This is a genomic window from Treponema primitia ZAS-1, assembly GCF_000297095.1.
In the GTDB taxonomy this organism is placed as follows: Bacteria; Spirochaetota; Spirochaetia; order Treponematales; family Breznakiellaceae; genus Termitinema; species Termitinema primitia_A.
Genome location: NZ_AEEA01000048.1, coordinates 14,015 through 33,292, shown reverse-complemented (window position 1 = coordinate 33,292; position 19,278 = coordinate 14,015). Strand labels below are relative to the sequence as shown.

The window sequence follows — 19,278 nt, the reverse complement described above, 5'->3', positions numbered from 1 at the left end:
GGGGTTATATCATGGGACAGAAAACAAAAGCGGTCAGGCTCTACGGAGCGGACGATCTTCGTTTGGAAGAATTTGAACTTCCTGAAATAAGGGATGACGAGATTCTCGTTAAAATAATCAGCGACAGCATCTGTATGTCCACCTACAAGCTTACGAAACAGGGGAAAAAACACAAACGCTGTCCGCAGAATGTGGATACCAATCCTATTATCATCGGCCATGAATTTGCCGGGGATATCGTAAAGGTCGGTTCAAAATGGAGCGGGGAATTCAAGGCGGGTGAAAAATTTGCCCAACAGCCCGCTCTTAATTACAAGGGAAGCTTAGCCTCCCCGGGCTATTCCTACGAATTTTTCGGCGGGGATACAACGTATTGTATTCTTCCCAATGAGGTAATGGAATTAGGCTGCCTCCTTCATTATAACGGGGACGCCTACTTTTATGCGTCCCTGGCCGAACCGGTAAGCTGTATCATAGGCGGCTACCATATTATGTACCACACCAACAAGCAGAATTACAGTCATGCCACGGATATCAAAGAAGGGGGTAATGTGCTTATCCTCGGCGGGGCCGGCCCCATGGGGCTTGGGGCGGTTGAGTATCCCCTGTACGGCGGCAATAAGCCAGGCAGAATAATTGTTACCGATGTTGATGACGGCCGTCTTGAACGGGCAAAAAAACTTATCCCACCTGAACTGGCAAAAAAACAGGGCGTTGAACTGTACTATGTAAATCCCCGTAATTTTGACGATCAGTATAAAACTCTTATGGATATCACCGGCGGTAAGGGCTACGATGATGTATTTGTCTATGCTCCCATCCGGGAGCTTGCGGAGCTGGGCGACCGGCTTATGGCTTTTGACGGCTGCCTTAATTTTTTTGCCGGTCCTTCGGATAAAAACTTTTCCGCCATGATGAATCTCTATAACTGCCATTATACCAGCACACACATCCTGGGAAGTACCGGGGGCAACACCGAAGATCTAAAGGAAGCGCTCAGGCTGTCCTCGGAAAAGAAAATCCGTCCTGCGGTCATGGTAACCCATATATGCGGCCTTGACGCCGTTGCATCTTCGGTGATGAATCTGCCGGACTTACGGGCGGGAAAAATCGTTACCTACACCCATATCAATATGCCCTTAACCGCCCTTGCGGATTTTGAAAAACTCGGTGAAAAGGAACCGCTTTTTGCGGAACTGCATAAAAGCTGCGCCGCCAACCAAGGACTATGGAACGCAGAAGCGGAAACAATTCTTTTAAAACATTTTGGGGTAAGCGCATGATCACACTGCAGGGTAAGGGAGTAAGCGGCGGTATAGCGGTTGGAAAGCTGACCTTTCTTGAACGTACCCATTATTCGATAGAAAAAAAACCCATCACCGAAGTTATCGCCGAAATCGAACGCTTTAATGCAGCCAGAGAAACCGCCGCCGTACAACTGGAGGAACTTTCCAGAACCATGGCGGAAAAGATAGGCAAGGAAAACGCCCTGGTTTTTGATATTCACAGTATGATGCTCTCGGACCCGGATTTTTATCAGCCTATTATTGACATTATCGAAAACCAGCGGCTTTGCGCGGAATATGCGGTCATGGAGGCCGGTTCCGCCTTAGCTCAGGATTTTGCCGACATGGATGATGATTACATGAAAGCCCGGGCTGTGGATATACGGGACGTGACTAACCGGGTGATAGCGATACTGTCCGGTACCTGGATGGATGCTGCCGCGGGAAGCGATCCGGTTATACTTGCCGCCGATGATTTTAGTCCCAGCGAAACCGCTCAGTTTGACCGCTCAAAAGTTTTGGCCCTGGTTTCCCGGGCAGGGGCGACCAATTCCCATACCGCCATTTTTGCCCGGACCATGGGAATTCCTGCAATCATAGGTTTCGGGCCATCCCTTTCTGCGGGGCTTGCGGGTACTATTGCGGCAATAGACGGCGAGACCGGGGTTCTTTGCGTTGATCCCGGACCGGAGCTTATCGAAGAATTTAATAAAAAGCATGAACAGCTTGAAGAAGAACGGCAGGCCATGGAGAAGTACCGGGGCCGGGAGACAATAACATCGGGGGGTAAAAGAATACAGCTCTTTGCCAATATCGGCTCTGTTGCTGATGTGGAAGCGGCGCTCCTGGGGGACGCTGAAGGGATAGGACTTTTCCGCAGTGAATTTCTCTACCTGGGCCGCGAAGACTATCCGGATGAAGAAACCCAGTATGAAAGCTATAAGCGGGTCCTGGAAGAGATGAAGGGTAAACAGGTAATAATCCGTACCATGGACATAGGCGCCGACAAACAGGCCGGCTATTTCGGTCTCCCCGAAGAAGAAAACCCCGCCCTGGGAATGCGGGCGATACGGATCTGCCTGACCCGGCCTGAACTGTTTAAGACCCAGCTCCGGGCAATTTACCGGGCCTCCTCTGCAGGTAATGCCGCCGTCATGTTTCCCATGATTTGTTCGGTAACAGAACTACTGCGGGCAAAGGCCATCGCCGCTGAAGTACGGGAGGAACTGGGGGCGCAGAAAATTGCCTTTAACGAAAAGGTACCCCTGGGGATCATGATTGAAACCCCCGCCGCCGCCGTAATAAGCGATCTCCTGGCAAAGGAGGCTGAATTTTTCAGCATAGGTACCAATGACCTGACCCAATATACGCTTGCCATAGACCGTCAAAACGATGCATTAAGTGAATTTTGCGACATACACCACGAGGCAATACTGCGGCTCATTAAACTCACCGCTGACAACGCCCATAAGGCGGGGATTCCGGTTGGTATCTGCGGCAGCCTCGGCGCCGACAAGACCCTCACCAAATTTTTTATAGAAACCGGTATTGATGAACTTTCGGTGGAACCGGCCAGTGTGCTTCCCCTGCGGAAGGTAATAGCAAAATTGTAGGGACGAAACCCTTTAACATACCCCCGGAAGAGTACCAGCCAACGGATATCGGCCGGAATATACAGGGACCGCCTGTTATACGGGATTTGTATACGGAGCTGCGGGATGCAACCAAGCTGAATAATTTTTTGTAATTAGCTATAAAAAGGAAATATAATTATGAATAACAAAGACCAAGTTGATCAGATCATCAAATCCTATGGCCTTACTGATTATAAATGGATAGTCCCCCGGGAAAATATTATTGTTGCACAATGGGTTAGGTTCCATTGCCAATTCGGATGTAAGAATTATGGGAAAAATGGCAGCTGCCCCCCAGCGGTACCTTCTGTCGAAGAATGCCGTGAAATGATTTATGGATATGATAACGCAATTATTTTTCATTTTCCAATGCAATCGGTGGACCAAGAGGATCACCATAAACTGATGTCAAAGCTTTCTGAGTTAGAACGCGCAATATTTCTTGCGGGGTATTATAAAACTTTTCTGCTGCAGTACGGTTCATGTATTTTATGTAAAGACTGTATGGCTGAAGGTACTCGTGTAAAATGCGTCAATAAAATTAAATCCAGACCCGGTGCCGATGCTATGGGTATTGATATATATCAGACCGCCCATAATGCCGGTTATCCGATTCAGGTAGTTAAGGACCATAATGAAATGACAAATCGGTTTGCTTTTGTACTAGTTGAATGAAATGAGCCTCTGCGGAGCTTACTATTCTTGCGGGGGGCTCGCCGCCTTCGGCCGCCAGTTCCCCTAATTTGATTATTTCACTATTTACGCTCTGAGCCGTTCTGACCCCCGGCCTTCTGGCATGGTCCGATATTCCGCAATAATAATACCTAGCTTAGCACATTCATCCTCACCCGTGCGGTGTGGAGCAGCTCCTTCAGGTTAGGACTGCCAATTTTCTGCGCCGCAAGACAGGTAATATCGCCGCAGGTACGGGCATCGTCCAGGGCATTGTGGGCTTCATAGTTTATGCCGAAATGCTCCCCAAGCCGGGGGAGGCTGTGGGATTTCAGGCTGGGCCATACATTTCTGGATAGGACCAGGGTACAAAAATAATTCAACCGGGGAACCGAAAGCTCATACCATTCCAATACCGCCCGCAGTACTCCCATGTCGAAGGGGGCGTTGTGAGCCGCCAGGGGGAAGTTGCCAATGAAGGGTAGTATGGTCCTGTCCCAAAGATCCGCAAAGGTGGGAGCATCCCTAACATCATCAACCGTAAGGCCGTGGATCTCCGTAAAATCAGGACGGATGTAGAGAATGGGCGGCCGTATCAGGGAATAGAAACTCTCCCCCGCTTTCCCATCCAGGAACCGTACCAACCCAATGGCACAGGCGCTTTCCCGGGAGTATTTTGCAGTTTCAAAATCCATGGCTACGAAATTCATTTTCCCGAGAGCCGCTACTCAACCCGTACCCGGTAGGAACGCATCACCAGGTAACGGCGAAGCCGTTCCAGCCATACCGCCAGGGTTCCCAGGACAAACCGGGGGATGGCGGCCCAAAAGAAGGGGACGCCGATGGACATAAAGAGCAGGGTATCCTCCAGATGGGAGTGGCTTAGGCCTGCGTAATGGTTAAAGAGGTCCGCATCTGTTTTTGAAACAGCCCCGATTTCAACTTCCTCTATAAGTATAGCCGAACCATAGGCCAGGCCAACCAGGGTTACCACCATCCACAGATACCCCGTATGCTCCGGCAGGCCGAACACATTCATCAGGGGGGCCATAACACGGCCCAGGAGCCGCATGACGCCGAACTCGTCCAGGAGTTTCTGGATAAACATGATACCCAGAATAATGAGAAAAATGCGCAGTATATTAATAAGTGTTTCTATAAGCCATACCTTGAGTACCGCCGGAAGCCTCGCAAGGTTCAAGCCAATGCCGTGGGTCCCAACAAGACCGGCTTCGGTGGCTGCGGCCCCATGGACGGGTCTTCCCAGTTCAGCGGGAAGGATAAAATGAAGGACCCAACCGGCAAGGATGGCGCTGAAAAGACGTAAAAAGACCATTTTGACCATGGAAGAGCCGGTTTTTTTCATCACCGCACATTCCACGAAGAAATTATGCGCTAAAAAGCACATGGTCGCCAGGATCGTAAGCTCCCGGCCGGTCAGATCCAGGGTTCCTATCACCGCCAGGGCGGAATAAATATTAACAAAAATCGAGCTGATCAGCGCCAGCGCCGCTTCCCCGGGCAAACCCAGATAGTGCATCATGGGCCCCAGGAACCGGCCAATGTAGTAGAGTACCCCCGAACAATCCAGGATCAGCACCGCAAAGGAGACGGGAATCATGATGCAAAGCAGGAACCGTGCGGTGGTGAAGGCCGGTTTCAGGGCTTTTCGGCCTGCTTCCCCAGCATGGTGTATGAAAGACTTCTTTTCCATAATTGTAACAGGGATAATAGCATAAAAGGGCCGGAAGGCATATACTGGTCTGATATAAAATGGAAGAACACCAAAATCATCAGGATGAAAAATTACACCACATGACCACTGCCCCGGTTGAAAAACTGGTGGTGAGCCTGGGTATTCCCAGCGTGATCATTATGATGATCTCCGGCATCTACAACCTGGCGGATACCTATTTTGTCAGTTCCCTGGGGACCAGCGCGGTGGCCGCCGTGGGGATAGTTTTCCCCCTGATGGCGATTATCCAGGCCCTGGGCTTCCTCTTCGGCCAAGGTTCGGGGAACTATATTTCCCGGGAATTAGGGGCCAAGCATTTTGATAAGGCCTCCCAGATGGCAGCCACGGGCTTCATCAGCAGCTTCATCGCCACGGGGACCATAGCAATCGTGGGGCTTATTTTTATCAACCCCCTATCCCTGGCTTTAGGGTCAACCCCCACCATTCTTCCCCATGCCCTGGACTACATGCTGTTCATCCTCATCGGCGGCCCCTTTATGGCCGCTTCCCAGGTTTTGAATAACCAGCTCCGTTTTCAGGGCAGTTCCTTCTACGCCATGTTCGGTATGATCGCCGGGGCGGTCCTCAATATCATCCTGGACCCCCTGTTTATCTTCGGCTTGCATCTGGGGGTTCTTGGGGCTTCCCTGGCAACCGCCATAAGCCAGTTCGTTGGCTGCATCGTCCTCCTGGTGGGCTGTACGAAAAAGGGTAATATCCGTATTAACCCTAAACACTTTTCCCCCAGCATCAAAAACTACCTTGAAATTGCCCGGGGAGGCATCCCTTCCCTGCTCAGACAGGGACTGCAGAGCGCCGCCACGATACTGATCAACCACCTTGCGGGGGTATACGGGGATGCCGCCATCGCGGCCATAAGCATTGTAAACCGGCTCGGCATTATCGCCGGTTCGACGGTGCTGGGAATAGGCCAGGGTTTCCAGCCCGTATGCGGCTTTAACTACGGCGCAAAACTCTACGGCCGGGTAAAAAAAGCCTTCTGGTTCTGCGCCCGGTTCGCCACCATCGCCATGACAATACTCGCCCTGCTTATGGCCATCTTCGCCCCGCAGATAATCTCCCTGTTCCGTAAGGATGACCCGGAACTTATCGCCATCGGCGTCCGGTACCTTCGTTTCCACTGCATCGCCATGCCCTTCCTGGGATGGGTAGTCCTCTGCAACATGATGACCCAGACCATGGGCAAAGCCCGGATAGCAAGCCTCCTGGCCCTGTCCCGCCAGGGCCTGTTCCTGCTGCCCTTCCTGCTGATCTTCCCGGCCCTGTTCGGCCTCCTGGGAATACAGCTAAGCCAGCCCGCTTCGGATATCGCCTCCTTCTTTTTTACTATTCCCTTTGTGGTTAAGATATTACGGAAAGAACTGAAGGAAGAGTAAAGCGAAGGAGAAGATAATGACTGAAATTTCGGCGCAGGCGCCTGAACGTTATGGTTATGATTTTATTCCCCCGGCATATATCCCGGCGGGGAAGGACGAATACTGGCTGCGGAATGAGCAGATCCGGGGACCGAAAAGGACCTGGCGCAAGCTCAAGGTCCAGGAAATAGAAATCCTGGTTAAGAACGATAACTTCTGTTCCGATTGGGATAATTTTTTGGTAAGCGATCCCTTTGATCCGGCGTTGATCCGGAATTCAAACTTTTACGGGCTTATACGCCTGGGGGCGCTGCAGGAAATGCTCCTGCGGCACCACGATTACAACATCCCTGTGGGTATACGGAACAGTACGGTGATTTCCTGCGACATCGGGGACAATACCACCATCCAGGACTGTCCTTTCATTTCCCACTACATCATCGGCGACCGGGTTATCCTTTCCCGGATAGACGAGATGCAGACCACCAACCACGCAAAATTCGGCAACGGGGTAATCAAGGACGGTGAGGATGAGGATATCCGGGTCTGGATCGATGTGATGAACGAAGCGGGGGGCCGGTCCATCCTGGCCTTCACGGATATGATATGCGCCGACGCCTATCTCTGGGCCTGCTACCGGGATGATACGGAATTGACAGAAAAACTACGGGACATTACACAGAAAAACTACGACAGCAGGCGCGGGCTTTATGGGATAGTCGGTTCCGGGTCGGTTATAAAAAGCTGCGGGGTAATTAAGGATGTGGCCGTGGGGGAAGCGGCCTATATCAAGGGGGCCAATAAGCTCAAGAACCTGTCTATCCTTTCATCGGAGGATGAACCCAGCCAGATCGGGGAAGGGGTGGAGATGATAAACGGCATTGTGGGTTACGCATGCCACGCCTTCTACGGTTCCAAGGCGGTGCGCTTTGTCATGGGCAGGCGGAGCAACCTCAAGTACGGCGCCCGGCTGATCCATTCCGTCCTGGGGGATAATTCCACCGTCTCCTGCTGCGAAATTCTTAACAACCTGATTTTCCCCATCCATGAACAGCACCACAACAATTCTTTCCTCATCGCCGCCCTGGTTCAGGGGCTTTCCAATCTCGCCGCAGGGTCGACCATCGGGTCCAACCACAACAGCAGGGCTAATGACGGGGAGATCCGTGCGGGCCGCGGTTTCTGGCCGGGTCTTTCGGTAAGCCTGAAACATTCCAGCCGCTTTGCCGGTTTTGTTATCATTGCCAAGGGGGATTACCCCCGGGAGCTCAACATCACCCTCCCCTTCTCCCTGGTGAACAACAATGTGCAGAAGGACCGGCTGGAGGTGATGCCCGCCTATTTCTGGATGTACAATCTCTACGCCCTGGAGCGGAATTCCTGGAAGGCCACGGACCGGGACAAACGGGTTACCAAGGTCCAGCACATCGAGACGGACTACCTGGCCCCGGACACGGCGGAGGAAATCATCGCCGCCCTTGGGCAGATGGAAACTTGGCTGGAAGCTGCGGGCCAGCCCGTGGAGCCGAAAGATAATGCCGACGGGGAGATCCCCGCCCCGGGCTTGGAACATAAGCGGCAGGCGGTACTCCTCAAACCCCGAAAAGCCCGCGCCGCCTACCGGGAGATGCTCCGCTTCTACGCCGGAAAGACCCTCATTGCCTACATGGAAGCAAACCCGGGCCTTTCCTTTGCAGGGCTCGCCGCCGAAATGGAAGGATCCGGTAGTAATACTAATCGGGTTACAGACTGGGTAAACATGGGCGGCCAAATCGCTCCCGCCTTCCGTGTCGATAATCTGCGCGCCCAAATCCGGGAGGGCAGGCTGGACAGCTGGACAGCTATCCACAAAGCCTACGACGAATTTTGGGCAGCCTATCCCCTGGATAAGGCCCGCCACGCATGGGGGATCCTGACATACCTCCAGGGTAAGGGGCCTGCCAATACCGGCGCCTTTATCACAGAACTGGACCACACCCTGGAAACCCAGCGCTGGGTTGCGGATCAGGTCTACTGCAGCCGGGCCAAGGACTTCCACGACCCCTTCCGGAACATCACCTACCGCAACAAAGAAGAGATGGATCAGGTGGCAGGAAAGGTGGAGGATAACTTTTTTATAAAACTGACCAGGGAAAAGCTGGGGCAGTTCGAAGAAACAGTAAAACTGTTAAAAGATCGGCTTACGTAAGTACCGGTATGGCAAGTTCGGTCAGCTCTATGGCGGCGGGGAAGTCCTCCGGTTTGAGCAGCACCGTTTCTCCGTCCATCTGGGCCAGGATGGGGTTTTCGCCCCGGAACTCCACCCGGTGGGCGTTGAACAGCTTTGATTCCGGCTTGTGGATATGCTCCCCGGTGGTAAAAAGTCCCTTCAACGCCACCTTGCGGAACAGGGACATCTGCTCAACCACACAAACGTTACGATCATCCGGGAGTATCCGCTTGTTGGAACCGTAGCTACGGTGGCCGGTGGCGCCCACCGCTAAAAGAAGAACCCGCTCGTCAAAGCTCTCCACCTGACGGCCCGCCTCATCGTATATCGAAACATCCATGGGACCCACCCGGTAGATCCGGTCGTAGAGCAGGGAGGCGATATCCACCCAAAGCTTGTAGGAGTCCCCGGGCAGCTTACCCTTCATCTTATTGGTCATATGGGTAACAAAGGCATCCAGGCCCACCGAAAGGATATTGAAGGCCAGGAAGGGACCCTTCCGCGGCGTAGCCGTGGTAAGCCGTACCGCCCGGGCGTATTCGATCTTCGAAGGATATATAAGCCGGCCCAGCACGTTTTCCAGTTCCCGGCCATCGGCGCCGTCGTTACCGGTCCCCATGGGAAGCCTGAGCACGCCAAAGTTTGCACGCAGGGCCGCCGGCGCCGAATAAAGCGCCGTCAGAGCTTCCAGACTGGTCCCGTCCCCCCCGGCGGTAAGGATAAGATTGAAGGGGGACTGCTTTCCGCCATGGGCCGAAACCGCATCATCCAGAAGGGCCTTGACGATTTTGCCCGCAGTTCCCGGCCCCGTGGTAGGGACCAGCCCCAGCCTGCCGAGGCTGCCCCTGCCCGGGTCGGCATCCAGAGCAGCTTGGGACGGCCCCGCATTTTCCCGCAAAGGATTGGCTGCCGCCTTCTCCATATAACTTTTCAAGGCCGCGTAATGCCGCTTCCACCGGGAACCGATGGTAAAGCCCCCCGCCTTAGGGTTGGCAATGATGGTCCACACCAGAGGCCGTCCGGGGGCAACAAGGCTATGGGAACAGATATTCGCCATGGCTGCCGCGAAATCGTCAAGGTTCATTGGTTAAGGGTGGCATGAAAAACCGGAACGGTCAAGCTTAGGCCGTTCCTCCGGGCAAAATGGAAGGAACTTTGTACACATCCTCCACCCCATCTACCAGGATGCCCCCCATACCAAGTTCCAGGGGCAGCGCAAGGTCGATGTCGTAGCGGTCGCCGATGGAAACACAGGCTTCAACAGGGGCGCCAAGCAGTTCCGCGGCCCTGCGCAGGGGCTTTTCGTGGGGCTTGGAGACGCCGCAGGTATCCAGGCCGACTATTACCGGGAAAAGGTCCTCCACACCCAGACAGGCCAGGGTCTTCCGGGCCACCAGAACGGGGTTATTGGTGAGCACCCCCAGGGTAAGGGATGATGCTGAAAGTGAGGCCAGGGTTTCCCGGAGTTTGAGGTCCGGCTTAAGGTATTGGGCAGGTTCGTAGAGTTCCTCCCGCCAGCGTATGCTCTCTTCAATGGAAATACCAAAGGCTTCCTTAAAAAGATTACCCAGGCTTACCTGTTTTCCCCCGTGTGTTTCCGCCCAATGACGGCGGAATCCGGCAATTTCTTCCTTCATTTTTTCAAAACTGAGCCCCCGGATATTGGCAAGCCGTTCAATGGGGCTGTCGATCTGAAAGCGAAGGTACGCATCGTGGGTGTAGAGGGTTCCGTCCATGTCAAAGATGAGGGCCGATATTTTGGCGGGAAGTTTATAATACTTCATGAAGCGCCTCCCCTACCCTATCCCGCAGTTCCCGGCGGTTCTGAAAGCGCTGTCCGTAAATCGCCGCAGTATGGGTGTTCGGGATGTATCGTTCCTGTATATGCACAATCCGCCCTATACCTTCCCGCAAATCCGCCGCTTCCCCCAGGGCTATGGCCCCCAGAACCGCGTCCCCGGCCAACTCGCCATCCCGTTGTTCCGGAACCAACAGGGCAGAACCGGTCAGATCCGCCTTGAGCTGATTCCAGCGGCGGCTTTTACTCTGCCCTCCGGAAAGGCGCATCTCCGATACCGGAAACCCATGCCGGCCCAGGGTGTCCATGGCGGCCCTCACCTCAAAACCCATGGCCATCAGTACCGCCTGTCCCAGTTCCGCCGGATCCAGGATCCTGCCTTCGGGAATAAGTTCCGCCAGGGTATCCTCGTAGGGACGCTGTTCCTGACCGCTCAGGGTCCGGTACCGCTCAAAGAGCCGCCCCGATGATGGGATGATAACACTGATATTCCGGTAACCAGGATTCACGTGGGGCAAAACCCGAAGCTCCGCACTATTTGTAACGACGTTCCCTGCGCAAAAGTTTATCCCCTCGGAGGTACCCGCCCGGTCACAAACCATGCCCGGCTCAACCGTCCCGGTCCCGATGAGGGCCATGATAAAGTCGGAACCCCCGGCGATGATGGGTATCCCCATGGGCAGCCGTTCCTCCGGGAAGCCCCCGGCCAAACCGCTTAAACGGCGGACCGCCTCCGGAGCAAGACGGCCTATAACGGTCCCCAGGTCCACAAAGGGAGGGAACTTCCCCATATCCAAACCCAGTATGCCGCATTGGGCGGCGTCCCAGTAATAGGGCCCGTAGGATGCGGGGAGCGCCGTCACCGCATCCGCCCCTAAGCGCCAGGAAAGCCATTCCTGGGCGGAAAAAAGATACCGGGTTTTTTCATAATCCCCCGGATGTTCCCGGAGAAAGCGCAGCGCATGGGGCAGAAAGAAGGACCGTATCGCGGGGGCCCCCTCCTTCTGCGGGGCAGTAGTACCCAGGGGCCCCTGGTACCAGTGCAGGGAGGCCAGGGTTTCACCGTTCTTAGTCAGGGGAACCAGGGTGGGACCGTTTCCGGATACGCAGATTGCATCAGGTTTGCATACATCGGCCTGGGCAAGGAGTACCCCCAGGGCCCGCGCCAAAGCCCGCTCCCAGTGGTCCGCCGTTACCGGTCCGGTACTTCCGGCGGCAACATAGGCCTCCCGGGAAAAACCATGGGAATGACCATCCGTATCGATAAGAGCGGCTTTTAGGGATGATGTACCGATGTCGGCGCAGAGTATGGTCCGGAGAGAACTCATAAGGACCGGTTATCTGCGAGGCGTTTTTCTATGATAGCCCGATTATCCAGAAGAGAACTAAGGGAAAGGCCCTGATGGAGCCGGGAAATAGTCTGGGCAAACAGTTTGGTGATATTCACGCTCACATACCATTCACGCTTCAAGAGCTCTTCCTGGTAGATCGCGTTGGTCCCGATGATGCGGTAAAAAAGACCGTCCTTGTAGGCCTGGTCAAAATAAGTGATAGCGTTTCCGGAAAACATGGGAAGGCTGATGGCGGCAATTACCTGCCGGGCCCCCTGATCCTTGAGAAATTGCATGGCCTTGAGGAGGGTACCCCCGGTACCCAGCATATCGTCGGCCATAAACACGGTCTTCCCCGAAACATTACCCAGGAGCTTAATCTCGGAAATATTGTTTTCCATGGCGTCCTTGGTTACCCGGGAATAGTCCCGTTCCTTGTACAGCAGCGCCAGGGGTTTTTTAAAGGCCGTAGCGTAAAACTTGTTCCGGTCCACCGCCCCGGTATCCGGAGAAACCACCACCAGATCGTCCCCGCGAATCTCCGTAACCTTGGAAAGCTGCCGTATAATCTGATAACTGGCATGGAGATTTTCCAGTCGCATAAATTTGAAGGCGTTTACGATTTCCCGGGAATGGATATCCAGGGTGATAATCCGGTTCACCCCCAGGGATTCCAGGATACCCCCCACCCTGCTGGCGGTAAGCCCTTCCCGCCCCTTCCGCTTGTGCTGCCGGGAATAGGGGTAGGTGGGGATTACCAGGGTAACCCTATCGGCCCCGGCCTGTTTTACCGCATCCACGGTAACAAATATACTCATCAGGTGATCGTTGATCGAAAGCGCCCTGGTCAGGCTGCCGTCATTAAAACTCAGGGGATAGCGATTTTCCACATCCTGGACGATATAAATGTCCTTCCCCCGGATAGATTCCAGAATTTCCGCTTTAAGCTCCCCGTTGGGAAACATGGTAAACCGGGCGGGAACCTTGAATTGGGGTGTGTGGTACTTGAGGAAGCCCCCCTGGGCAAGGGATGTAAGGGGCCCCGCATCGTTGATAAAGTTGATCTGCCGGACCACGTCATCGGTGTTCATATTGTACTGCCGAACCAGATCGGACACGGTTGCATCGTATTTATGACGGTAGTACTTTTTCAGATGAAGGATCACTTCATCGGCAAATACTTCCCCACCAGGACATGCTAGGACGGCAAGATTTGCCGGATTAGAATAATTCATCGGTAGTATGGTAATACCACATCAGAGCTTAGTTTTCAAGTATGGTAATTTCCACCCGCCGGTTCCTCCGCCGTCCTGCCTCGGTACGGTTATCCCCCAGGGGCTTTTCAGCGCCGTAACCCCGGACCACCATCCGCTCCGGTCCCCGCACCTTCCCGGCGATCAGGTACTCCGCCACCGAGGCAGCCCTATCCTGGGAAAGCTGCATCCGCCCCGCCTCAGTCCCCGCCAGCGCCGTATGGCCGCCCACCAGGATGTCCCGGTTCGGATATCGTCGCAGTATCTCGCTGATTTTAGCCAGCTTAGCCCGCTCTTCCGGCAAAAGTACCGCCGATTCCGCCTGAAACTGCACATTTTCCAGGCTGATGGTTATCCCCTCGTCCACAATCCGCGCCGAAGCGTCGGCTATGCCCAGGTCTGCGATATCCCGGTTAATGTCCCGTACCGCCTGTTCCTTATCCATACGGGGCGACTCAACAATCTCAGCCTCAGCGGTCCCGCAATATTCCACGGTCCGCCCGTCGGAAAGCTCAAAGATCATGCGGAAGGTTTCGGTATAGGCCACAGCCTGACCCAGAGCGAAATCCCAGAACACCCTCTGATCCGAGGCCCCCAGGATACGCCGCGGCCATATCCTGCCCGCCACAGGATTAGGCTCCGAAAATATCCGGTAGGACACCGAAAAGGCCGGATACGGCCTCCCCTTCCATTCCTGCTCCCCTAAAAAAGTATAATTCGCCGTAAAAGGAATCCGGTAAGGCTCGGAAATGCCGAAACTATCCCGAAAATCGTGCATTTCGTGTCCTTCAGCGCTCCAGGAATCCCCAACTTTGATATCCCGATCCGGAAAAACCGGTACATTCCTCACCACGGGCATATAAAAACGCCGGTCTATGGTGATATACCCCCGCGCATCCCGCTGAAACTCCGATTCATACTCCCGTTCCCATTGATAACTCTGCCCCTCAGCGTATCCGTCGGACCGAACAGCCGGTTCTGTCCGCAAAGCCCGTTCCGCAGTCTGGAAAACCGCCCGGTGCCGGCCAGTCCCACCCCTGGCCTCCACAACCTCCACGGCAATCCGGTTCAAAATCTCCGACCTTAGACTCAGCTTTCGGTTTACATACCCTTCCTCATGTACCGTCGAGAGAATCCGGTACCGGTCCCCCGCCGCATGCTTATAGGCAAACCGAAAGGAACCCACGTCTTCCCCCCAGACACCGGGAGCAACAACAGCCAAGACCGCCAGGACCAGGGCAGGCAAGAAGAATCGGGCAGCAGAACCAGGAACTTGTCGCATATACCTTAGGTATCGGCGAAATCGGCGGACCTAATGACCCGGGCGTACATACAAAAGCTTGAAAAGTCCACCCCTTTGGGTTATATTTTGTTATGCGGACCTTTAAGAATACCAGATTTGACCGCTTTGCCGCCAAGGAAGGTATAAATGACGCCGAGCTAAAGGGCATGGTAGACCAGCTCGAAGCAGGACAGGCCGACGCTGACCTGGGCGGTGGGGTCTTTAAGGTGTGGGTAGCCCGTCCGGGGGAAGGGAAATCCGGGGGTTACCGGGTTATCGTGTTCTTCAGAAGCGGGGACAAGACCTTTTTTCAGTATGGCTTTGCAAAGTCAGTCCTCGCCAATATCAGCGAGAAAGAATTGCGGGTCTTGAAAAGGTCGGCCAAACGCTTGTTTTCATTTGACGATGATGATATTAAAGACGAACTGAAAAACGGAAGACTGATTGAGATTTAGGGGGGAGAATATGAAAAAGAAATATGAAAGCGAATTATTGATGGTTTGTCATGAGCAAGCGAAGGATTGGCACCAGGCTGGCATTATCAGCGATGCCGAAATGAGGGAATATGACGAAGATTGCCTTGTACACGAGCCTTCTAGCCCCTCCACGGCTGGCAGCTCTAAACAAAACCCTTCCCCTGCCTATGCCCGCCCCCAGCGCTGATAGGCGTCTGTTTCCCCTCGTTCTCTAAAAGTCCATAGCCCATACCCAAAAAAAGTCGCCGATGAATTGACTTTTTTGATTGTTTAGGGTATAAAAACTTAGTACTGTCCCTGGCCGGTGTTTGAAAGGTTTTGTTAGGTAATTTAGTGGGCCTTTGGCTCAGTTGGTTAGAGCTGCGGACTCATAATCCGTAGGTCCCTGGTTCAAGTCCAGGAAGGCCCATTAAATTACTTTTCTTTTGCGAACCGGGAAATCGTGTAAGCTTGGTCTCTTCTGAAAATATCCTTTAAATGAACTTGCCTATGCATATGTTATACAGTATGATGTATGCATAGGAGAATAGTATGCGAACAACATTAAATTTAAATGAAACGTTACTATCCGAGGCCATGAAATGGACCGGTGAACCTACAAAAACGGCCGTTATTAATGAAGCTTTAAAAGAAATAATAACTCACAGAAAAAGAATGCGGCTTATTGAAATGGCAGGCAAAGTAAAACTGGATGTTAATCTTGATGTTACGAGAAAAAGAAAATGAGGTATCTTATAGATAGTTGTGTATGGATTGATTTTTTCAATAAGAAAATGTATTTTCAATCGGTTTCTCAATTATTGACCGATAATTTAGCCTTTGTTAATAAAATAATTTTAGCAGAAATAATACCATCCGCTCAATTATTTAAAGAGCTTGATTTAGTAAATTGTCTCGCAGGCATTCCTGCTTTATCATTGGAAATAGACTGGGACGAAATAATGGAAATACAATATCAGTGTTTAAAAAACGGTATAAACAAACTAGGCTTATTGGATATTGCCATTGTTCAAAATGCAAAGCAAAATAATATGGAAGTATTTTCAACAAACCGGCACATGATGTTGTTATGTAAAAAAATCAGAGTCGGATGTAAAACGGCATAAACAATCCCACAGTAAACCTTCCTTGCCATGTTGCGTTTTAAAGCTTACCTGCCTTGCATCCGTAATTATATCGGTTGCTTTTAATTCCCCAATTAAAATCGGTGATTTTGGATTGTGCATTTTATAGTTTCTTATTGCAAGATTAGGGTCGTTAGTGGCATAACAATATTTACACCCGTTTGGGCAGGTGTTGTATGCCCCTATATCGTTACTTGGGATACAGCCGCAGCCTTTTCTCGTCGGCTTCACCTTTGCTTTTAGTTCTTTGCCTATTGCTTTTTCTATAATGGGTACGGTGATACACCCTGAACGGTTAATACCATATTCCGTATAGTCGTTATCATCGCCACAAGTTTGAATACGTAATTTATGCCTTTGAGCAATTCTCCCCATTCCTTGTAGTAAAACTATTTTTTCTTCCCCGGATACCGCCCTAAGCTCCGGGAAAGTGAAGGACAGTTTTTTATACATTTCAACAAAACTGAAAATACAAAAATTTGTATAGGGGGCAATTTTTTCAGCCATTTCGTTATAGCATTTCAAGTGATGCTCTATTGTATATTTAGGAGTAACAAAAACAGGGTCATATCGCCAACATAAATTGTTTTTCCCTACCGCATCGGAAAGTTCCTTAAATGCTTCTATCATTTCGTTATAATCCGGCACCCCAGGCTCCATGTCTTTCCCGTAACTTGTTATCGTTATATAGAAAAACATTTTGAACCCCCTTGCCTTTATTTCATCAAGCTTATCCATTATTGGTTTTGGGTTTTTGGTACAGAAAATAATACAATCCACTACGCCGGGGTCTAATTTATATTTTGATACCTTCTCTTGAAAGAGCGGATTCCGAGAAAAAACATATCCCTCCCGTATTCTATTTATCAGCCATTCGCTGTAATAATTTACGATATCAGTTCTTCCGCCAACATTTATAAACATTTCCACCCCGCATCACAGAGCTGTTTATATTTTCACCGATACCAAAATACCGTTTATTGTCGGGGTAAGGGTTATACGCTCGCTGCCGCTTCTTTTTAAGTGCAGGGCCGGAATAAGATATCCATAGAGGGAACCAATCCCGGCGCCGACAATAACATCGGTCAGAAAATGATTACCGGATAGGATGCGCCCTGCGGCTATTCCCGCCGCAAGGGAATAGCTTATACCCACCACGGGGATACGCCACTTGGAATCGGGGTACTCGGTTAAAAAGGTAGAACTTAAGAAGCCGGCGGCCATAAAGGCCAGGGAAGTATGGCCGGATGGAAAGCTGTCCTCATATTCGGAAGATTGATCCCCGGGGATCTCACCGGAATAGCAATAAGGGCGATACCTATTAATTGCGTTTTTTAAAATATCCTTTGTACCGTAGGTTAAAAGGAACGCCTCCGCATACATAATGCCATAGGTTGCAATGGCGTTAAAATCTTTTATATTTCCTGCCAGGGATAAAGCGGGAAGAACCAAGAGCCCATAGGCGCCAATAGAAGTGATAGTATCAATTTGCCCATCGTATGAATACATTAAAGGACGGTCAAAATTGTTAATGTCATCCTTGCTAAATTCATTTGGAACCGTTGCCGGGTTATCTATGAAAAACGGAACGGCAAAAATACCGGCTGCCGTTGAACCAAGGATCAAATCTTTCTTCAATTCGAAGGTATAATGACTCTCGGCAAAGACTGCGCCTGCCTGCATGATAATAAATAACGCAATAATCAATTTCTTCACACAAATCTCCAAATGGTGATGCTTACTAACTTCATTACTCAGAATACCACTAAAAAACAGGAAAAACAAGGGGGGATGGAGAATATGCCATCCTGCGCCCTGTTATTAAGTACTTAAGTACCGGATACATCCCTTAAAACAGTACTTTAGTAACTATACGGATTTTTAAAAAAACATAATTCTATGATCATGAAAGGACCAATATTAGTAGTACTGGCGGCGGGCATGGGCAGCCGCTATGGCGGGTTAAAGCAGATCGACCGGCTCTAAGGAATTGGTTGATCAGGGCGTGTATCCACCACAGCTCTGGGCATAATTTAAAAAATATTTCCAAAAAAATTGGGGCCCCTGCGTACGTTTTACGTAGACGGCCCCGTTTTTTGCTTATTTCTTCAGGATAAGTTATTCTCCCGGAAATTCCAGCCCCCAAATCTTCCTAATCTGGTCCATGATTTCCATCACCCGTATAATCTCCCGGTGGGGCATTTCCGGACACTCAAGTGTGCCGGCTTCTATGGCCTTCCTGCATGACTCAACCTCATACTCATAACCGGTTACCTGCGGCGGCGTTTCAAAGGAAGCGATGAGCGTATCGTTAACATCATAGACCCGAATTCCCGCGTAATTATTAATGTTAAGGGATTCGATATAGCCTTTATCGCCATATACTATCCCACGCCGGTCACTCCGAAAGGTCATGCCAAACTGCAGAAAAGCTATCTTGCCGTCATCATAGATAAGGTTGACATTACCCGCAGCATCAACTCCGCTTGTATAGGGAACCATGGTTGTCTCAATCTTTTTTATCTTGTCCCCGAAATGCATCAGCGCAAAATTGATAGGATATACCCCAATATCCAAAAGGGAACCGCCCCCTAAATCCAGGCTCCCCAGCCGCTCCACCTTAGAGACCGGATACGCCAGGTTTGCGGAAAGAGCTTTAATCTCCCCAATCAGACCCTTCGCAATAACTTCATCCATGGTGAGCCGCATGGGCATATATCGGGTCCAGATAGCTTCTGTAACCAGCACTTTTTTTTCTTTCCCCAGGGCAAGTATTTCCTTCGCCTGGGCTGCGTTCAAGGTAAATGCCTTTTCGCAAAGAATATTTTTCCCCTGCAAAATCGCTGCTTTCATCTGATCAAAATGATGAGATATGGGAGTGGCAATATAAATCAGATCGACATTTTTGTCCCGATACAACTCTTCGTAGGACCCATACGCCTGGGATATGCCATACTTTTCCGCAAAATCCTTAGCCCTATGTAAGTCCCGCGCTGCCACCGCATAGGCTTTTGCGGTTTCCATTCCATTCAGGGTTTTTGCCATCAAATTGGCAATACCTCCGGCCCCAAGTATCCCTACGTTCATAGCAACTCCTCTGCA

At 51.4% G+C, this 19,278-nt stretch carries 19 protein-coding genes and 1 tRNA gene; 10 read left to right on the top strand and 10 right to left on the bottom strand.

The annotated features are described in order from the left end of the window. Nucleotides 1-11: 11 nt before the first annotated feature. The 3 genes from TPRIMZ1_RS0107980 (at nt 12) to TPRIMZ1_RS0107970 (ending at nt 3,595) form a co-directional block, all read left to right on the top strand. Nucleotides 12-1,283: a zinc-binding dehydrogenase gene (locus tag TPRIMZ1_RS0107980; RefSeq protein WP_010257509.1), complete on the top strand. Its 1,272-nt coding sequence runs from the start codon at nt 12-14 to the stop codon at nt 1,281-1,283. Further along, nucleotides 1,280-2,899 carry a phosphoenolpyruvate--protein phosphotransferase gene (gene ptsP / locus TPRIMZ1_RS0107975; protein ID WP_010257507.1) on the top strand — a complete coding sequence of 540 codons (1,620 nt, stop codon included), beginning with the start codon at nt 1,280-1,282 and terminating at the stop codon, nt 2,897-2,899. The genes TPRIMZ1_RS0107980 and ptsP overlap by 4 nt, the downstream gene beginning before the upstream one ends. A gap of 159 nt (nt 2,900-3,058) precedes the next feature. Then, entirely contained in the window at nt 3,059-3,595 is a 537-nt protein-coding gene (locus tag TPRIMZ1_RS0107970; protein ID WP_010257506.1) for a DUF2284 domain-containing protein, read from the top strand. 149 nt (nt 3,596-3,744) lie between these two features. Here TPRIMZ1_RS0107970 and TPRIMZ1_RS0107965 read toward each other — a convergent pair whose 3' ends face one another. Then, complete coding sequence (locus tag TPRIMZ1_RS0107965) at nt 3,745-4,302, bottom strand: 3'-5' exonuclease (RefSeq protein WP_010257505.1); 558 nt, start codon at nt 4,300-4,302, stop codon at nt 3,745-3,747. Nucleotides 4,303-4,316: 14 nt separating this feature from the next. Further along, nucleotides 4,317-5,306, bottom strand: a complete 990-nt coding sequence (locus TPRIMZ1_RS0107960) for a nucleoside recognition domain-containing protein (RefSeq protein ID WP_010257503.1) — start codon at nt 5,304-5,306, stop codon at nt 4,317-4,319. 59 nt (nt 5,307-5,365) lie between these two features. Between TPRIMZ1_RS0107960 and TPRIMZ1_RS0107955 the strand changes: the two genes are divergently transcribed. Both TPRIMZ1_RS0107955 and TPRIMZ1_RS0107950 read left to right on the top strand, forming a co-directional pair. Continuing rightward, on the top strand, nt 5,366-6,724 hold the full coding sequence (locus TPRIMZ1_RS0107955) for an MATE family efflux transporter (protein WP_010257500.1): 1,359 nt from the start codon (nt 5,366-5,368) through the stop codon (nt 6,722-6,724). Between the two features lie 16 nt (nt 6,725-6,740). After that, nucleotides 6,741-8,891 carry a DUF4954 family protein gene (locus tag TPRIMZ1_RS0107950; protein ID WP_010257497.1) on the top strand — a complete coding sequence of 717 codons (2,151 nt, stop codon included), beginning with the start codon at nt 6,741-6,743 and terminating at the stop codon, nt 8,889-8,891. Here the strand turns inward: TPRIMZ1_RS0107950 and TPRIMZ1_RS0107945 are convergent. The 5 genes from TPRIMZ1_RS0107945 to TPRIMZ1_RS0107925 are packed head-to-tail and all read right to left on the bottom strand — an operon-like array spanning nt 8,884 to nt 14,576. Next, nucleotides 8,884-9,996 carry a diacylglycerol/lipid kinase family protein gene (locus TPRIMZ1_RS0107945; protein ID WP_010257493.1) on the bottom strand — a complete coding sequence of 371 codons (1,113 nt, stop codon included), beginning with the start codon at nt 9,994-9,996 and terminating at the stop codon, nt 8,884-8,886. The genes TPRIMZ1_RS0107950 and TPRIMZ1_RS0107945 overlap by 8 nt on opposite strands. A 37-nt stretch (nt 9,997-10,033) precedes the next feature. Then, complete coding sequence (locus TPRIMZ1_RS0107940) at nt 10,034-10,696, bottom strand: HAD family hydrolase (protein ID WP_010257489.1); 663 nt, start codon at nt 10,694-10,696, stop codon at nt 10,034-10,036. After that, nucleotides 10,683-12,038, bottom strand: coding sequence for a xylulokinase (locus tag TPRIMZ1_RS0107935; protein ID WP_010257486.1), 1,356 nt, complete (start codon nt 12,036-12,038; stop codon nt 10,683-10,685). Before TPRIMZ1_RS0107935 ends, TPRIMZ1_RS0107940 begins: the two co-directional genes overlap by 14 nt. After that, the gene (gene prs / locus TPRIMZ1_RS0107930; protein WP_010257483.1) at nt 12,035-13,276 is read right to left on the bottom strand and encodes a ribose-phosphate diphosphokinase; all 1,242 of its coding nucleotides are present in this window, start codon (nt 13,274-13,276) and stop codon (nt 12,035-12,037) included. Before prs ends, TPRIMZ1_RS0107935 begins: the two co-directional genes overlap by 4 nt. Before the next feature lie 28 nt (nt 13,277-13,304). After that, nucleotides 13,305-14,576: an OmpA family protein gene (locus TPRIMZ1_RS0107925; RefSeq protein WP_100217027.1), complete on the bottom strand. Its 1,272-nt coding sequence runs from the start codon at nt 14,574-14,576 to the stop codon at nt 13,305-13,307. A 92-nt stretch (nt 14,577-14,668) separates the two neighbouring features. Here TPRIMZ1_RS0107925 and TPRIMZ1_RS0107920 point away from each other — a divergent pair, with 92 nt between their 5' ends. From TPRIMZ1_RS0107920 to TPRIMZ1_RS20470, 5 genes are all read left to right on the top strand, one after another. Further along, nucleotides 14,669-15,031 carry a type II toxin-antitoxin system RelE/ParE family toxin gene (locus tag TPRIMZ1_RS0107920; RefSeq protein ID WP_010257479.1) on the top strand — a complete coding sequence of 121 codons (363 nt, stop codon included), beginning with the start codon at nt 14,669-14,671 and terminating at the stop codon, nt 15,029-15,031. Nucleotides 15,032-15,041: 10 nt separating this feature from the next. Further along, on the top strand, nt 15,042-15,239 hold the full coding sequence (locus TPRIMZ1_RS18660) for a hypothetical protein (protein WP_010257475.1): 198 nt from the start codon (nt 15,042-15,044) through the stop codon (nt 15,237-15,239). Between the two features lie 148 nt (nt 15,240-15,387). Next, nucleotides 15,388-15,461, top strand: a tRNA-Ile gene (locus TPRIMZ1_RS0107910). A 122-nt stretch (nt 15,462-15,583) separates the two neighbouring features. After that, complete coding sequence (locus tag TPRIMZ1_RS0107905) at nt 15,584-15,778, top strand: type II toxin-antitoxin system VapB family antitoxin (protein WP_010257472.1); 195 nt, start codon at nt 15,584-15,586, stop codon at nt 15,776-15,778. Beyond that, complete coding sequence (locus TPRIMZ1_RS20470; protein ID WP_157784196.1) at nt 15,775-16,158, top strand: PIN domain-containing protein; 384 nt, start codon at nt 15,775-15,777, stop codon at nt 16,156-16,158. The genes TPRIMZ1_RS0107905 and TPRIMZ1_RS20470 overlap by 4 nt, the downstream gene beginning before the upstream one ends. Here the strand turns inward: TPRIMZ1_RS20470 and TPRIMZ1_RS0107900 are convergent. The 3 genes from TPRIMZ1_RS0107900 to TPRIMZ1_RS0107890 form a co-directional block, all read right to left on the bottom strand. After that, the gene (locus tag TPRIMZ1_RS0107900) at nt 16,120-17,100 is read right to left on the bottom strand and encodes a DUF1848 domain-containing protein (protein ID WP_010257465.1); all 981 of its coding nucleotides are present in this window, start codon (nt 17,098-17,100) and stop codon (nt 16,120-16,122) included. The two genes, TPRIMZ1_RS20470 and TPRIMZ1_RS0107900, sit on opposite strands and share 39 nt — an antisense overlap. 24 nt (nt 17,101-17,124) lie before the next feature. Next, entirely contained in the window at nt 17,125-17,892 is a 768-nt protein-coding gene (locus TPRIMZ1_RS0107895) for a phosphatase PAP2 family protein (RefSeq protein ID WP_010257463.1), read from the bottom strand. A 402-nt stretch (nt 17,893-18,294) separates the two neighbouring features. Next, entirely contained in the window at nt 18,295-19,263 is a 969-nt protein-coding gene (locus TPRIMZ1_RS0107890) for a Gfo/Idh/MocA family protein (protein ID WP_010257461.1), read from the bottom strand. Between the last annotated feature and the right edge of the window lie 15 nt (nt 19,264-19,278).

What these genes read in the sequence shown, in the direction of transcription:
- TPRIMZ1_RS0107980 (WP_010257509.1), top strand. Translation starts at nt 12, where the DNA reads ATGGGACAGAAAACAAAAGCGGTCAGGCTCTACGGAGCGGACGATCTT.
- ptsP (WP_010257507.1), top strand. Translation starts at nt 1,280, where the DNA reads ATGATCACACTGCAGGGTAAGGGAGTAAGCGGCGGTATAGCGGTTGGA.
- TPRIMZ1_RS0107970 (WP_010257506.1), top strand. Translation starts at nt 3,059, where the DNA reads ATGAATAACAAAGACCAAGTTGATCAGATCATCAAATCCTATGGCCTT.
- TPRIMZ1_RS0107965 (WP_010257505.1), bottom strand. Translation starts at nt 4,302, where the DNA reads ATGAATTTCGTAGCCATGGATTTTGAAACTGCAAAATACTCCCGGGAA.
- TPRIMZ1_RS0107960 (WP_010257503.1), bottom strand. Translation starts at nt 5,306, where the DNA reads ATGGAAAAGAAGTCTTTCATACACCATGCTGGGGAAGCAGGCCGAAAA.
- TPRIMZ1_RS0107955 (WP_010257500.1), top strand. Translation starts at nt 5,366, where the DNA reads ATGGAAGAACACCAAAATCATCAGGATGAAAAATTACACCACATGACC.
- TPRIMZ1_RS0107950 (WP_010257497.1), top strand. Translation starts at nt 6,741, where the DNA reads ATGACTGAAATTTCGGCGCAGGCGCCTGAACGTTATGGTTATGATTTT.
- TPRIMZ1_RS0107945 (WP_010257493.1), bottom strand. Translation starts at nt 9,996, where the DNA reads ATGAACCTTGACGATTTCGCGGCAGCCATGGCGAATATCTGTTCCCAT.
- TPRIMZ1_RS0107940 (WP_010257489.1), bottom strand. Translation starts at nt 10,696, where the DNA reads ATGAAGTATTATAAACTTCCCGCCAAAATATCGGCCCTCATCTTTGAC.
- TPRIMZ1_RS0107935 (WP_010257486.1), bottom strand. Translation starts at nt 12,038, where the DNA reads ATGAGTTCTCTCCGGACCATACTCTGCGCCGACATCGGTACATCATCC.
- prs (WP_010257483.1), bottom strand. Translation starts at nt 13,276, where the DNA reads ATGAATTATTCTAATCCGGCAAATCTTGCCGTCCTAGCATGTCCTGGT.
- TPRIMZ1_RS0107925 (WP_100217027.1), bottom strand. Translation starts at nt 14,576, where the DNA reads ATGCGACAAGTTCCTGGTTCTGCTGCCCGATTCTTCTTGCCTGCCCTG.
- TPRIMZ1_RS0107920 (WP_010257479.1), top strand. Translation starts at nt 14,669, where the DNA reads ATGCGGACCTTTAAGAATACCAGATTTGACCGCTTTGCCGCCAAGGAA.
- TPRIMZ1_RS18660 (WP_010257475.1), top strand. Translation starts at nt 15,042, where the DNA reads ATGAAAAAGAAATATGAAAGCGAATTATTGATGGTTTGTCATGAGCAA.
- TPRIMZ1_RS0107905 (WP_010257472.1), top strand. Translation starts at nt 15,584, where the DNA reads ATGCGAACAACATTAAATTTAAATGAAACGTTACTATCCGAGGCCATG.
- TPRIMZ1_RS20470 (WP_157784196.1), top strand. Translation starts at nt 15,775, where the DNA reads ATGAGGTATCTTATAGATAGTTGTGTATGGATTGATTTTTTCAATAAG.
- TPRIMZ1_RS0107900 (WP_010257465.1), bottom strand. Translation starts at nt 17,100, where the DNA reads ATGTTTATAAATGTTGGCGGAAGAACTGATATCGTAAATTATTACAGC.
- TPRIMZ1_RS0107890 (WP_010257461.1), bottom strand. Translation starts at nt 19,263, where the DNA reads ATGAACGTAGGGATACTTGGGGCCGGAGGTATTGCCAATTTGATGGCA.